Consider the following 12575-nt stretch of genomic DNA (forward strand, 5'->3'; position numbering starts at 1 on the left):
GAAAAATGCAATGAAAGTTAAAACCCAAAGCAAGAAGGTCAACAAGGCGTGGCTCAACGACCACGTCAATGACACCTACGTCAAGTTGGCCCAGAAAGAGGGTTTCCGGGCCCGCGCGGCCTACAAGCTCAAGGAAATCGACGAGCAGCTGCACCTCATCAAACCCGGCAACACCGTGGTGGACCTGGGCTCCACCCCCGGCGCCTGGAGCCAGTATGTGCGCCGGCGCCTGTCTCCGAGCGGCGCCGCCACCGGCCAGCTCAACGGCAGCATCATCGCCCTGGACATCCTGCCCATGGAGCCCATCGAGGGGGTGACCTTCCTGAACGGCGATTTCCGCGAGGAATCGGTGCTTGCGCAGCTGGAGGCGGCGCTGGAAGGGCGGGTGGTCGATGTGGTGGTGTCGGACATGGCGCCGAATCTCTCGGGCATTGAATCGGCCGACGCGGCCCGCATCTCCCATCTGGTGGAGCTGGCGGTGGATTTTGCGACCGCCCACCTCAAGCCCGATGGGGCGCTGGTGGTCAAGCTGTTCCATGGCAGCGGCTACAGCGACCTGGTGACCTTGTTCAAGCAGACCTTCAAGGTGGTCAAGCCGCTCAAGCCCAAGGCCTCTCGCGACAAGTCGTCGGAAACCTTCCTCGTGGGCATGGGGCTCAAGAAGCCGGCCTGATCGGCCGAAATGGCAAAAAGACGGGGAAAACGAGCACCAATGTGTGAAAAACCCCCGCAAATCCCGAGCGGTGCCCATGGCCGCTAGGGGGAATAGCCATGGCGCCTCGGCTTGAAAGACCTAAAATGGGCCACATATAGGCCGTGACGGCTTTGTGACCGTCGCCCTTTCTCCCTTGCAACTGGAGCCCCGCTTGAACAATCAGTGGTTTTCAAAAATTGCCGTATGGCTGGTCATTGCCATGGTGCTGTTCACGGTATTCAAGCAGTTTGACACCCGTGGCGGCGCCAGCGCAGGACATATCGGGTACTCCGAATTCCTCGAGGAAGTTCGTAACAACCGTATCAAGAGCGCCACCATCCCCGAAGGCCTCTCCGGCGGCGAGATCGTGGCCGTCACCAACGACGACCGCAAGATCCGCACGAATGCCTCCGTGCTCGACCGCGGCCTCGTGGGCGACCTGATCAGCCACAACGTCAAGTTCGACGTGAAGCCCCGCGAGGAAGGCTCCCTGCTCATGACCCTGCTGGTCAGCTGGGGCCCCATGCTGCTGCTGATCGGCGTGTGGGTGTACTTCATGCGCCAGATGCAGGGCGGCGGCAAGGGCGGCGCCTTCAGCTTCGGCAAGAGCAAGGCGCGCATGCTCGACGAGAACAACAACCAGGTCACGTTCGCGGACGTGGCCGGCTGCGACGAGGCCAAGGAAGAAGTCAAGGAAGTCGTGGACTTCCTCAAGGACCCGCAGAAATTCCAGAAGCTCGGCGGCCGCATTCCGCGCGGCCTGCTGCTGGTCGGCCCTCCCGGCACCGGCAAGACCTTGCTGGCCAAGTCCATCGCGGGCGAAGCCAAGGTGCCGTTCTTCAGCATCTCGGGCTCCGATTTCGTGGAAATGTTCGTTGGCGTGGGCGCGGCCCGCGTGCGCGACATGTTCGACAACGCCAAGAAGAACGCCCCCTGCATCATCTTCATCGATGAAATCGACGCCGTGGGCCGCCAGCGCGGTGCCGGCCTGGGCGGTGGCAACGACGAGCGCGAGCAGACCCTGAACCAGATGCTGGTCGAGATGGACGGCTTCGAGACCAACCTGGGCGTGATCGTGGTGGCTGCCACCAACCGCCCCGACATCCTGGACGCGGCCCTGCTGCGCCCCGGCCGCTTCGACCGCCAGGTGTATGTGACGCTGCCCGACATCCGTGGCCGCGAGCAGATCCTGAACGTGCACATGCGCAAGATCCCGATCGGCCAGGACGTGGCCCCGAGCATCATCGCCCGCGGCACGCCCGGCATGAGCGGCGCCGACCTGGCCAACCTGTGCAATGAGGCTGCGCTGATGGCTGCGCGCCGCAACGCCCGCACCGTGGAGATGCAGGACTTCGAGAAGGCCAAGGACAAGATCCTCATGGGCCCCGAGCGCAAGAGCATGGTCATGCCCGAGGAAGAGCGCCGCAACACGGCCTACCACGAGTCCGGCCACGCCCTGATCGGCAAGCTGCTGCCCAAGTGCGATCCGGTACACAAGGTCACCATTATCCCCCGTGGCCGGGCCCTGGGCGTGACCATGAGCCTGCCCGCACAGGACCGCTACAGCTACGACCGCGAGTACATGCTCAACCAGATCAGCATGCTGTTCGGTGGCCGCATCGCCGAAGAAGTGTTCATGAACCAGATGACCACCGGCGCCAGCAATGACTTCGAGCGTGCCACGCACATCGCGCGCGACATGGTCACCCGCTATGGCATGACCACGGCCCTGGGCCCCATGGTCTACGCCGAGAACGAGGGCGAAGTGTTCCTGGGCCGCTCGGTCACCAAGACCACCAACATGAGCGAGCAGACCATGGAAAAGGTCGACAGCGAAGTGCGCCGCATCATCGACGAGCAGTACGACCTGGCGCGCCGCCTGATCGAAGAGAACAGCGACAAGATGCACGCCATGGCCAAGGCCCTGCTCGAATGGGAAACCATCGATACCGAGCAGCTCGACGACATCATGGCCGGCAAGCCGCCCCGTCCTCCCAAGGACTGGACGCCGCGCACGCCTTCGTCGGGTGGTGACACCCCTGGCGGCGGCACACCGGCCGTGGCCACCGAGGCTGCTGCGCCGGCAGCTCCATCGGCCGCCTGACGGACACCGACAGGCGGGAAGGACGAGCCAGCGCGGTTGAACCGCACCAACGGGGCCCAGTGCCCCGTTTTTCGTGGCCGGGCCGGCGGCGGCACCTTCCCCCGTATTGCGCATCCCCCTTTTTTGCTTCCTCCATCTGCCTGCGTGCCCCCAGCGGCCGTCTCTCAGTCCCCGGTGGACCTCTCCCTTTCCATGCTCTGGCAGACCTCCCGCTTCGCCATCGACCTTGCCCGGCCGCAGGTCATGGGCATCGTCAACGTCACTCCCGACTCCTTCTCGGACGGCGGGCAGCATGCCGGCACGGCATCGGCACTGCGCCATTGCGAGCAGTTGGTGAAGGACGGCGCCCACATCCTGGACATCGGCGGTGAGTCCACCCGTCCCGGCAGCCCGGCGGTGCCATTGGCCGAGGAACTGGCCCGCGTGCTGCCCGTGGTGCAGGGGGCCGTCACGCTGGGCGTACCGGTCTCGGTGGACACCTACAAGCCGGAAGTCATGCAGGCCGTGCTGGACCTGGGGGCCGACATCGTCAACGACGTGTGGGCGCTGCGCCAGCCCGGCGCGGCGGCCGTGGTGGCCGGCCACCCCCTTTGCGGGGTTTGCCTGATGCACATGCACCGCGACCCGCAGACCATGCAGGTGGCGCCGATGGCGGGCGACGGGGTGAGCGAGGTGCTTTCGTTCCTCGCCCAAGCGGCAGAGAACCTGCAGGGGCTGGGCGTGGCCCGTGGGCGCATTGCGCTGGACCCCGGCCTCGGCTTCGGCAAGACGGTGGAGCAGACCTTTGCGCTGCTGGCGCGCCAGCAGGAGTTGGTGGCCACAGGCTACGCCGTGCTGGCCGGCTGGTCGCGCAAATCGTCCCTGGGGGCCGTGACGGGGCTGGCCGTGGCCGGCGAACGCATGCTGCCCAGCGTAGCGGCCGCGTTGCTGGCGGTGGTGAACGGCGCGCGCATCGTGCGCGTGCACGACGTCGCCGAGACGGTGACTGCCCTGGCCGTCTGGCAGGCGATGGATCAGCAGCAACAGGAACAGCGACCGGCACAGCCGTGAAGGCCGCGCGCCGATGGCAGGCGCACGGCAGAACCAATAAGCGATAGAACCCGAGGAGATTTCCCCCATGACACGCCAGTATTTCGGCACCGACGGCATCCGCGGTACCGTGGGCCAGGCCCCCATCACCCCCGACTTCGTGCTGCGCCTGGCCCATGCCGTGGGGCGCGTGCTGCGCCGCACCGAAGAACGCCCCACGGTCCTGATCGGCAAGGACACGCGCATCTCGGGCTACATGCTCGAAAGCGCGCTGGAATCGGGCTTCAATTCCGCGGGGGTCGACGTGGTGCTGCTCGGCCCGCTGCCCACACCGGGCGTGGCCTACCTCACGCGGGCCCAGCGCGCCAGCCTGGGCGTGGTGATCAGCGCCAGCCACAATGCGTTTCCCGACAATGGCATCAAGTTCTTCAGCGCCCAGGGCACCAAGCTGCCCGACGCCTGGGAGCTGGCGGTGGAGACGGCGCTGGCCGAGGCCCCCGTGTGGGCCGACTCGGCCAGCCTGGGCAAGGCGCGCCGCCTCGACGACGCGGCGGGCCGCTACATCGAGTTCTGCAAGAGCACCTTCCCGCAGGACCTCACGCTCAAGGGCCTGAAGATCGTGGTCGATGGTGCCCATGGCGCGGCCTACCAGGTGGCGCCCAAGGTGTTCCATGAGCTGGGCGCCGAAGTGATCTCCATCGGTTGCGCGCCCGATGGCCTGAACATCAACCACGAAGTGGGCGCCACGCACCCCGAGGCGCTGGTGCGCTCGGTGCGCGCCAACCGCGCCGACTACGGCATTGCCCTCGACGGTGACGCCGACCGCCTGCAGATGGTGGACGCGGCGGGCCGCCTGTACAACGGCGACGAGCTGCTGTATCTCATGGCGGCCGACCGCCTGGGCCGCGGCGAAGAGGTGCCCGGCGTGGTCGGCACGCTCATGACCAACATGGCCGTGGAAGTGGCGCTGCAGCAGCGCGGCGTGCAGTTCGTGCGCGCCAAGGTGGGCGACCGCTACGTGCTCGAAGAGCTGGCCCGCCACGGCTGGACGCTGGGTGGTGAAGGCTCGGGCCACCTGCTGGCGCTGGACCGCCACACCACCGGCGATGGCCTGGTCAGCGCCCTGCAGGTGCTGCAGGCCTGCGTGCGCAGCGGCAGGAAGCTGCCCGAGCTGCTCAGCGACGTCACCCTGTACCCCCAGGTGCTGCTCAACGTGCGCCTGGCGCCCGGGCAGGACTGGAAGTCCAACGCCTTGCTGGCGCGCGAGACCGAGGCCGTGAAGCAGGAACTGGGCAGCACCGGCCGCGTGCTGATCCGTGCCAGCGGTACCGAACCCCTGCTGCGCGTGATGGTCGAGGCGCGCGCAGCCGAACTGGCCAGCCGCAGCGCACAGCGCCTGGCCGATGCCGCGCGTGCCGGTTGATTCCATGGCCCCCGTACCGATTGAAGTACGCCGCGTGGACTATGCCCACCCCGGCGATGCCCAGGCATTGGTGCAATTGCTCGACGGCTATGCCCGCGACGCCGCCGGTGGTGGCCAGCCGCTGGCCGAGCAGGTGTTGCAGGGCCTGCCCGCCGCGTTGCAGCAGCGCCCCCAGGCCTTCAGTGTGATCGCCTGGGCACAGCAGGACGGCGGCGCCGTGCCCGTGGGCCTGGTCAATTGCTTCGAGGGCTTTTCCACCTTTGCCTGCCAGCCCCTGGTGAATGTGCACGACGTGGTAGTGGCCCCGGGCTGGCGTGGCCAGCGCATCGCGCAGCGCATGTTCGCGCTGGTGGAGTCCATCGCGCGTGAGCGTGGCGCGTGCAAGCTCACGCTCGAGGTCCTGGCTGGCAACACCAGCGCCATGGCGCTGTACCTGCGCGAGGGCTTTGCGCCCTACGAACTGGACCCGGCGATGGGGCAGGCGCAGTTCCTGCAGAAGAAGCTGGCCTGACCGCCAGGCTGGCCGCTACCACGCCGGCCTTTGTAAGCAGCTGTTTGCTTTCGCCTGCGGCGACCCAATGCGTGTAGCCTGTCGGCGCCATCCTCGTAAACCCCGATGCAGGTGCACGGCGCGCATCGTCCAGAATCTCGCACCCACAAGGTGGCGGCCGGTGGTGCGCAGGGTGCACCGCGGCCGCCCATTCAAGAAGGAGCACGCCTTTCATGACCCACTTCCCCCTGCGCGCCGCAGCCAGCAGCCTGCTCCTCGCCGCCACCTGGGCAGTAGTGCCCTTGTCCGCGCACGCGGGCAAGACGCTGGATGGCATCAAGGCCCGGGGCCAGGTCGTCTGCGGCGTCAACACGGCGCTGGCCGGCTTCTCCGTGGCCGATGCCGGGGGCCGCTGGTCGGGTCTGGACGTGGACATCTGCCGTGCGGTGGCCGCCGCCGTGCTGGGCGATGGGGAGAAGGTCAAGTTCGTGCCGCTGAGCACCGTGCAGCGCTTCACGGCCCTGCAGTCGGGCGAGATCGACGTGCTGTCGCGCAACACCACCTTTTCGCTCACGCGCGATGCGTCGATGGGGCTGCACCAGACCGCCGTCACCTACTACGATGGCCAGGGTGTGATGGTGCTCAAGAAGAGCAACATCAAGAGCATGAAGCAGCTCAAGGGCCAGACCGTGTGCGTGCAGTCGGGCACCACGACCGAAAAGAACCTCGTCGACTATTCCAGGACGCACGACCTGGGCATCAAGCCTGCCGTGTTCGAGAAGGTCGAGGCCGCCACGGCCGCCTATTTCTCGGGCCGCTGCGTGGGCTACACCACGGACGCCTCGGGCCTGGCCTCGGTGCGCAACAAGGAAGCCAAGAACCCTGCCGAGCACGTGGTGCTGCCCGAGCTGATCTCCAAGGAGCCGCTCGGTCCCATGGTACGCCGCGGCGACGACGAGTGGTTCGCCATTGTCAAATGGGTGGTCTACGGCCTCATCGAGGCCGAGGAGTACGGCGTGACCCAGGCCTCGGTGGAGCGCCAGAAGAGCGGCAGCACCGACCCCGTGGTGCAGCGCCTGCTGGGCACCACCGAAGACACGGGCAAGCTGCTGGGCCTGGACCGCGACTGGCTGGCCCGCGCGGTCAAGACCACGGGCAACTACGGCGAAATCTTCGAGCGCAACGTGGGTCCCAAGTCGGCCCTGGGCCTGCAGCGCGGCCTGAACAACCTGTGGAACAAGAACGGCTTGATGTACGCCTTCCCCATCCGCTGAGGCCTGCCGTGGGCGCGCTCAGCCCTCGAAGCCCGTCCCTGGCGTCAGGGGCGTATGGCGGTAGGTGGCCGGCGTGCGGCTGAGCTTGACCGGCGCGCCGATGCCGTGGTAGCCGCCCGGCAGGTCCACCACCATCTGCCGGTGCGCGGTGTGCGGATGCGCCAGCGCCGCATCGACCGACAGCACCGGCGCGGCGGGCACGCCGGCGGCCATCAGCGTGTCCACCAGCGTGCTGCCGTCGAAGTGCTGCATCGCGTCTTCCAGTGCGGCCTTCAGCGCCACGCGGTTCACCGAGCGGTCGCCGGCCCGGGCATAGCGGGGGTCGTCCGCCAGCGCCGGCACGCCGATGCAGCGGCACAGGCTGGCGAACTGCCGGTCATTGCCCACGGCGACGAACAGCGGCTGCGTGCGCGTGGCCAGGGTGTCGTAGGGGTAGATGTTGGGGTGCGCGTTGCCCGTGCGCCGGGGCGTGTTGCCGTCCAGGAACCAGTTGGCCGCATGCGGGTGCAGCAGCGACAGGCCGCTGTCGTACAGCGCGGCTTCGACGAACTGCCCGCAGCCGCTGCGCTGCCGCTCGTGCAGCGCCAGCAGCACGCCGATGACGGCGTTCAGGCCGGTCACCATGTCCACCACGGGCAGGCCCACGCGCAGCGGGCCGCCTTCGGCCTCGCCGTTGATGCTCATGATGCCCGCCATGGCCTGCACCGCAGCGTCGTAGCCGGGCAGGGCGCCCAGCGGGCCATCGGACCCGAAGCCCGTAACGCGGCACCACACCAGGCGCGGAAAGCGCCGTGACAATTCCTCGTAGCCGATGCCCCAGCGTTCCATCGTGCCGGATTTGAAGTTCTCGACCAGCACATCCGCCTCGGCCAGGAGCGCCAGCAGCGCCTCGCGGCCCTCGGGGCTGCCCAGGTCCAGGTGCATGCAGCGCTTGTTGCGGTTGAGCCCCTGGTAGTACGAGGCGACACCGTCCTTGAAGGGCGGGCCCCAGGTCCGCGTATCGTCGCCCTGCGGCGGCTCCACCTTGAGCACGTCGGCGCCATGGTCGCCCAGGATCTGGCCGCAGTAGGGCCCGCCCAGGATGCGCGAGATGTCCAGCACGCGGATGCCGGCCAGCGCTCCGTGGGCGCGGTTGTCGGGTGTGTGCATGCTGGCCTCAGTCGAGTTGGGCGCCGGACTGCCGCACCACGCCGGCCCACGAGGTCTTCTGCGCCTCGATGAACCGGCCCAGTTGCTCGGGCTTGCTCGACGGGGCGGGCTCCAGGCCCTGGGAGGCGAACAGCTCCTTCACCTTGGCCGTGCCCAGCACCTCGGTGAAGGCCTTGTTGAGCCTGGCGATGCGCTCGGGCGGCGTGCCTGCGGGCGCGACGATGCCGAAGAACACGCTTACGTCGTAGCCTGCCACGCCCTGCTCGGCCACCGTCGGCACGTCGGGCAGCGCCTGGGAACGCGCGGCCGTGGTGATGCCCAGCGCGCGCAGCTTGCCGCTCTTGACGTAGGGCAGGGCGGTGAGCACGTCGGTGAAGCTCATGGTCACCTGCCCGCCAAGCAGGTCGGTGAGCGCAGGCCCGGTGCCCTTGTAGGGGATGTGCTGCAGGTCCACCCCGGCCGAGGCGTTGAACAGCACGCCCGCCAGGTGCGACGAGGCGCCGTTGCCCGATGAGGCATAGCTCAGCTTGCCGGGCGAAGCCTTGGCATGGGCGATCAGCTCCTTCACGTTCCTTGCCGGTACTGCGGGGTTCACCACCAGGATGTTGGGCAGGTGGCCGACCTGGATCACGGGCGCAAAGCTCTTCACCGGGTCGTAGCCGATCTTGCGGTAGAGGCTGGCGTTGATGGCCAGCGGGCCCGAGGTGCCGAACAGCAGGGTCTGGCCATCGGCGGCGGAACGCGCCACGTACTCCGCGCCGATGTTGCCGCCGGCTCCGGCGCGGTTTTCCACCACCATCGGCTGGCCCAGCCGGTCCTTCATCTCGGCCGCGAGCGTGCGCGCCATGGCATCGGTGGGGCCGCCGGGCGGGAAGGGGATCACCAGCGTGATGGGGCGGTCCGGAAAGGTGTCGGCATGGGCCGGCGGCATCAGCGGCAGGGCGGCGGCCGCAGCGAGCACGAGGTGGGTGAAAAATCGCATGGCTTGTCTCCGTGTGGTTGTGTGCAGGAAAGCGATTCAGGCCGGGACGGTGTGCGTGGCGCCGCCGGTCCATTCCTGCGGCAAGCGCGCCGGGGCCAGCGGGTCGCGCGGCAGCACGCGGTGCAGCAGGACCAGCTGTGCCCATTCGATGCGCTGCGTGGAGCCGCCGCGCGCGCCCTCCCAGGCCATGGCGATGGCGCTGGTGACGTGGTAGAGCGCCGAGGCGGCCTGGCGTGCGAGCACATCGCCGCCTTCCTCGGCCGCGAGCAGGGCCAGCGCTGCGGCGCGTGCCAGCGCGCCGCGCAGCGCGCCCGCAAAGCCCGCAGCGAGGGCGGCATCGTCCAGCAGTGCCTCGCAATGGGCCTGCAGCGCAGGCAGCGAGCCCTCGCGCTGCACTGCGCGCACCACGTCCAGCGCCACGATGTTGCTGGTGCCCTCCCATATCGAGTCCAGGTGCGCGTCGCGCACCAGTCGCGGGTCGCTCCATTCCTCGATGTAGCCGCAGCCGCCACGCACCTCCATGGCATCGCCGGTCACCTTGCGCGCATCGCAGCAGGCGCGGAACTTGATGAGCGGCGTGAGGATGCGCAGCAGCGGGTAGGCGCCCGCCTCGCCCGCGTCGGAGCGCGCCAGCGCCTGGGCGGTCTGGAACACCATGCTGCGGGCCTGCTCGGCCGGCAGCAGCAGCTTGTGCAACTGGCGCTGCATCAGCGGCATGTCCTGCAGGCGCTTGCCGAAGGCCTGGCGCTCACGGGCGATGTGCCCGGCCTCGGCCACGGCGCGGCGCATCAGGCCGGCGGCGCGCACACCGTTGGACAGGCGCGAGTTGTTCACCATGTCGGCCATCTGCACGAAACCCCGGCCCTGCTCGCCGACCAGGTAGGCCATAGCCCCTTCGAGCCGGATCTCGCCGCTGGCCATGGAGCGTGTGCCCAGCTTGTCCTTGAGCCGCAGGATGCGGTAGCGGTTGGGTGTGCCGTCGTCCAGCAGCCGCGGCAGCAGGAACAGCGAGACGCCCTTCAGCCCCGGCGCGCCGCCATCGCAGCGCGCCAGCACCATCGCGAGATCGGCATCGGGGGTGGAGCAGAACCACTTGTCGCCGGTGAGGCGCCACTGCCCCTGTTCATCCAGGTGGGCGCGCGTGCCGGTGGCTGCGATGTCCGAGCCGGCGGCCTGCTCGGTCATGAACATGGCGCACTGGGCCACGCGGTAGAAGTCCAGGTGCTGCAGGCGCGGCAGGAAGCGCGCGACCAGTTCGGGGCTGCCGAACTTCTTCAGCGTGCGCGCCAGCGAATCGGTCATGGACACCGGGCAGCACAGGCCGAACTCGGCCTGCACGAAAAGGTAGGTCAGCACGTACTTGACCAGCGGCGGCATGCGGCCCTTCCAGCCCAGTGTCTCCTCGCGGTGCGACATCGCGGCCAGGCCGAACTCGCTGAAGGCCAGCCGCTCCATCTCCACGTAGGCCGGGTGCTTGTGCACCGTTTGCCGGTCGATGCCGGTGCGCGTGCGCAGCGACAGGGTGGGCGGGTTGCGGTCGGCGGTGCCGGCCAACTCGTCGAGCACGCCGCCCGCCAGTGCGCCCAGCCGCTCGAAGTGCGGGCGCATGTGCGCCAGCAGGTCGGCCGGCAGGTACAGGGCCAGCAGCCGGTGCAGCTCGGTATCGCTGGCGTAGAGGCTGGCGCCATGGCGGTCGGGCACGGGGTGGCTGGGGGCTGCCGCATCGGGTGGCGAAGAGCGGGTGGGCATGGCGTGTCTGTCTCCTTTGCCGCGATTCTTGGCTGGTCAATTTCTGTCTAATATTGATTAGGTCTTGTTCATTCCGATTTGAATATCATTGAAGGGTTTGCGATGGAACTGCGCCACCTGCGGTATTTCGTCGTCCTGGCCGAGGAACTGCACTTCGGCCGCGCCTCCCGGCGCCTGGCCATCTCGCAGCCGCCGCTGAGCGTGGCCATCCGCCAGCTGGAGGATTCGGTGGGCGCGCAGCTGTTCGAGCGCAGCAGCAAGGCGGTGCGCCTCACGCCCGCGGGGCAGGCGCTGCAGGCCTCGGCGCACAGCCTTCTGCAGGCGGCGCAGGAGGCCGCCACTGAGGCGCGCCAGGTGGCCCAGGGGGCTGCCGGCCGCCTGCGCATCGGCTTTGTCGGTTCCATGCTGTACCGCGGCCTGCCGCAGGCGCTGGGGCGCTTCCAGGCCGCCCACTCGGCCGTGCGGGTCACGCTGACCGAGCTCAACTCCGCCGAGCAGATGACCGAGCTGCTGCACGACCGGCTGGACCTGGGCTTCGCGCACACGCACCGGGTGCCGGCCGAGCTCGACTGCCGCCTGCTGGTGTCGGAGCCCTTCGTCGCCTGCCTGCCCGCAGGCCATGCGCTGGCCAGGAAGCGCGCGGTGGCGGTGGGCCAGCTCAAGGACGAGCCCTTCGTGCTGTTCTCGCGCAGTGCCTCGCCCGACTACCACGCGCGCATCCTCTCGGTCTGTGCCGACGCCGGCTTCTACCCCGAGGTGCGCATGCAGGTGCGGCACTGGCTGGCCGTGGTGTCCCTGGTGTCCCAGGGCATGGGCGTGGCCCTGGTGCCCGATGCCATGCGGCACTGCGCCCTGCCGGGCGCGGTGTTCCGGCCGCTGGCCGGCTCGGGGTGGCAGTCCGAGGCCTACGGGGTATGGCCCGCGGCCTCGCGCAATGTGCTGGTGCCGCGCCTGCTCGAGGAGCTGGGCCGCCCGCCGCCGCTCCTGCCGTCACGACCCCGGTCCGGGTGATCAGGCGCCCACGGCCAGCGCCAGGTCGTCCACGTGCACCATCAGCTCGCGCACGCCGCGCAGCGCGGGGTATTGCTCGCGCACGGGTTCCCACTGCGGTGATTCCAGCAGGGCCTGCCAGACAGGCTCCAGGTCCCCCACGTCGGCCTGCCGGCCCTCGGCCAGCGCGCTGGCGAACGCCAGGCTCTGCGGGGCGCCGAGCAGCTGCATGCGGCTGGCGGCGGCCAGCAGGTGGGGCGTCTGCGGGGCGGGGGCGTCGGTGCAGTAGAGCACCGTGGCCGGCAGATCGGTCTCCGGCCCGTCCAGTGCGCTCAGGGAGGCGCCGCGCAGCAGCACTTCGCCCTCCCGGCAGAGGAAGGTGTACACCGTGCCCGCGTCGGCATGGCCGAGCAGGCGCAGGCCGCGCCGCAGGCGCGAAAAATCGCTGGCCACCGCATCCACCGAGGCCTTGGCCTCCAGCAGCAGGCAGACGTCCCAGGCCGGCGGCTGGCCTGCGGTGCCCGGGGCCTTGCGCAGCAGCACGGCATCCCACTCGCTCTTGGCGCGCTCGGCGCTGGCGGGAATGGAGGGCGGCACCCGCAGCGAGGTCACCACGCGCCAGGCACCGCCGGTGCCGTCGGCCCGGTCCAGCCGGTGCGCCAGGGCCTGCAGGGCCCGGGTGGCCAGTGCC

At 69.0% G+C, this 12575-nt stretch carries 10 protein-coding genes and 1 pseudogene; 7 read left to right on the top strand and 4 right to left on the bottom strand.

Annotation, left to right across the window (positions count from 1 at the left end):
* Positions 1-10 precede the first annotated feature (10 nt).
* From ACK59X_RS00085 to ACK59X_RS00110, 6 genes are all read left to right on the top strand, one after another.
* Positions 11-673 carry an RlmE family RNA methyltransferase gene (locus ACK59X_RS00085; RefSeq protein WP_409954419.1) on the top strand — a complete coding sequence of 221 codons (663 nt, stop codon included), beginning with the start codon at positions 11-13 and terminating at the stop codon, positions 671-673.
* A gap of 193 nt (positions 674-866) precedes the next feature.
* Positions 867-2798, top strand: a complete 1932-nt coding sequence (gene ftsH / locus ACK59X_RS00090) for an ATP-dependent zinc metalloprotease FtsH (RefSeq protein ID WP_409954420.1) — start codon at positions 867-869, stop codon at positions 2796-2798.
* 192 nt (positions 2799-2990) lie between these two features.
* Positions 2991-3848: a dihydropteroate synthase gene (folP, locus tag ACK59X_RS00095; protein ID WP_409954421.1), complete on the top strand. Its 858-nt coding sequence runs from the start codon at positions 2991-2993 to the stop codon at positions 3846-3848.
* Positions 3849-3915: 67 nt separating this feature from the next.
* The gene (gene glmM, locus ACK59X_RS00100; protein ID WP_409954422.1) at positions 3916-5250 is read left to right on the top strand and encodes a phosphoglucosamine mutase; all 1335 of its coding nucleotides are present in this window, start codon (positions 3916-3918) and stop codon (positions 5248-5250) included.
* 4 nt (positions 5251-5254) lie between these two features.
* Positions 5255-5761, top strand: coding sequence for a GNAT family N-acetyltransferase (locus ACK59X_RS00105; RefSeq protein ID WP_409954423.1), 507 nt, complete (start codon positions 5255-5257; stop codon positions 5759-5761).
* Between the two features lie 212 nt (positions 5762-5973).
* Complete coding sequence (locus tag ACK59X_RS00110; RefSeq protein WP_409954424.1) at positions 5974-7014, top strand: amino acid ABC transporter substrate-binding protein; 1041 nt, start codon at positions 5974-5976, stop codon at positions 7012-7014.
* A gap of 18 nt (positions 7015-7032) precedes the next feature.
* Here ACK59X_RS00110 and ACK59X_RS00115 read toward each other — a convergent pair whose 3' ends face one another.
* The 3 genes from ACK59X_RS00115 to ACK59X_RS00125 are packed head-to-tail and all read right to left on the bottom strand — an operon-like array spanning position 7033 to position 10894.
* Positions 7033-8163 (bottom strand): CaiB/BaiF CoA transferase family protein, encoded by a 1131-nt coding sequence (locus ACK59X_RS00115; protein ID WP_409954425.1) that lies wholly within the window; start codon positions 8161-8163, stop codon positions 7033-7035.
* Positions 8164-8170: 7 nt separating this feature from the next.
* Positions 8171-9145 carry a Bug family tripartite tricarboxylate transporter substrate binding protein gene (locus ACK59X_RS00120; RefSeq protein WP_409954426.1) on the bottom strand — a complete coding sequence of 325 codons (975 nt, stop codon included), beginning with the start codon at positions 9143-9145 and terminating at the stop codon, positions 8171-8173.
* Between the two features lie 36 nt (positions 9146-9181).
* Positions 9182-10894, bottom strand: a complete 1713-nt coding sequence (locus ACK59X_RS00125) for an acyl-CoA dehydrogenase family protein (RefSeq protein ID WP_409954427.1) — start codon at positions 10892-10894, stop codon at positions 9182-9184.
* A 102-nt stretch (positions 10895-10996) separates the two neighbouring features.
* On the opposite strand from ACK59X_RS00125, the gene ACK59X_RS00130 reads away from it, so the two are divergent.
* A complete protein-coding gene (locus ACK59X_RS00130; protein WP_409954428.1) occupies positions 10997-11905 on the top strand; it encodes a LysR family transcriptional regulator in 909 nt (302 codons plus the stop codon).
* Here ACK59X_RS00130 and ACK59X_RS00135 read toward each other — a convergent pair.
* Positions 11906-12575: pseudogene (locus tag ACK59X_RS00135) on the bottom strand (3-deoxy-D-arabino-heptulosonate 7-phosphate synthase); the annotation flags it as partial.

The organism is Acidovorax sp. (assembly GCF_046339755.1).
Taxonomy (GTDB): Bacteria; Pseudomonadota; Gammaproteobacteria; order Burkholderiales; family Burkholderiaceae_C; genus Acidovorax.

Excerpts from the sequence above, each read along its gene's own strand:
- ACK59X_RS00085 (WP_409954419.1), top strand. The coding sequence starts at position 11 with ATGAAAGTTAAAACCCAAAGCAAGAAGGTCAACAAGGCGTGGCTCAAC.
- folP (WP_409954421.1), top strand. The coding sequence starts at position 2,991 with ATGCTCTGGCAGACCTCCCGCTTCGCCATCGACCTTGCCCGGCCGCAG.
- glmM (WP_409954422.1), top strand. The coding sequence starts at position 3,916 with ATGACACGCCAGTATTTCGGCACCGACGGCATCCGCGGTACCGTGGGC.
- ACK59X_RS00105 (WP_409954423.1), top strand. The coding sequence starts at position 5,255 with ATGGCCCCCGTACCGATTGAAGTACGCCGCGTGGACTATGCCCACCCC.
- ACK59X_RS00110 (WP_409954424.1), top strand. The coding sequence starts at position 5,974 with ATGACCCACTTCCCCCTGCGCGCCGCAGCCAGCAGCCTGCTCCTCGCC.
- ACK59X_RS00115 (WP_409954425.1), bottom strand. The coding sequence starts at position 8,163 with ATGCACACACCCGACAACCGCGCCCACGGAGCGCTGGCCGGCATCCGC.
- ACK59X_RS00120 (WP_409954426.1), bottom strand. The coding sequence starts at position 9,145 with ATGCGATTTTTCACCCACCTCGTGCTCGCTGCGGCCGCCGCCCTGCCG.
- ACK59X_RS00125 (WP_409954427.1), bottom strand. The coding sequence starts at position 10,894 with ATGCCCACCCGCTCTTCGCCACCCGATGCGGCAGCCCCCAGCCACCCC.
- ACK59X_RS00130 (WP_409954428.1), top strand. The coding sequence starts at position 10,997 with ATGGAACTGCGCCACCTGCGGTATTTCGTCGTCCTGGCCGAGGAACTG.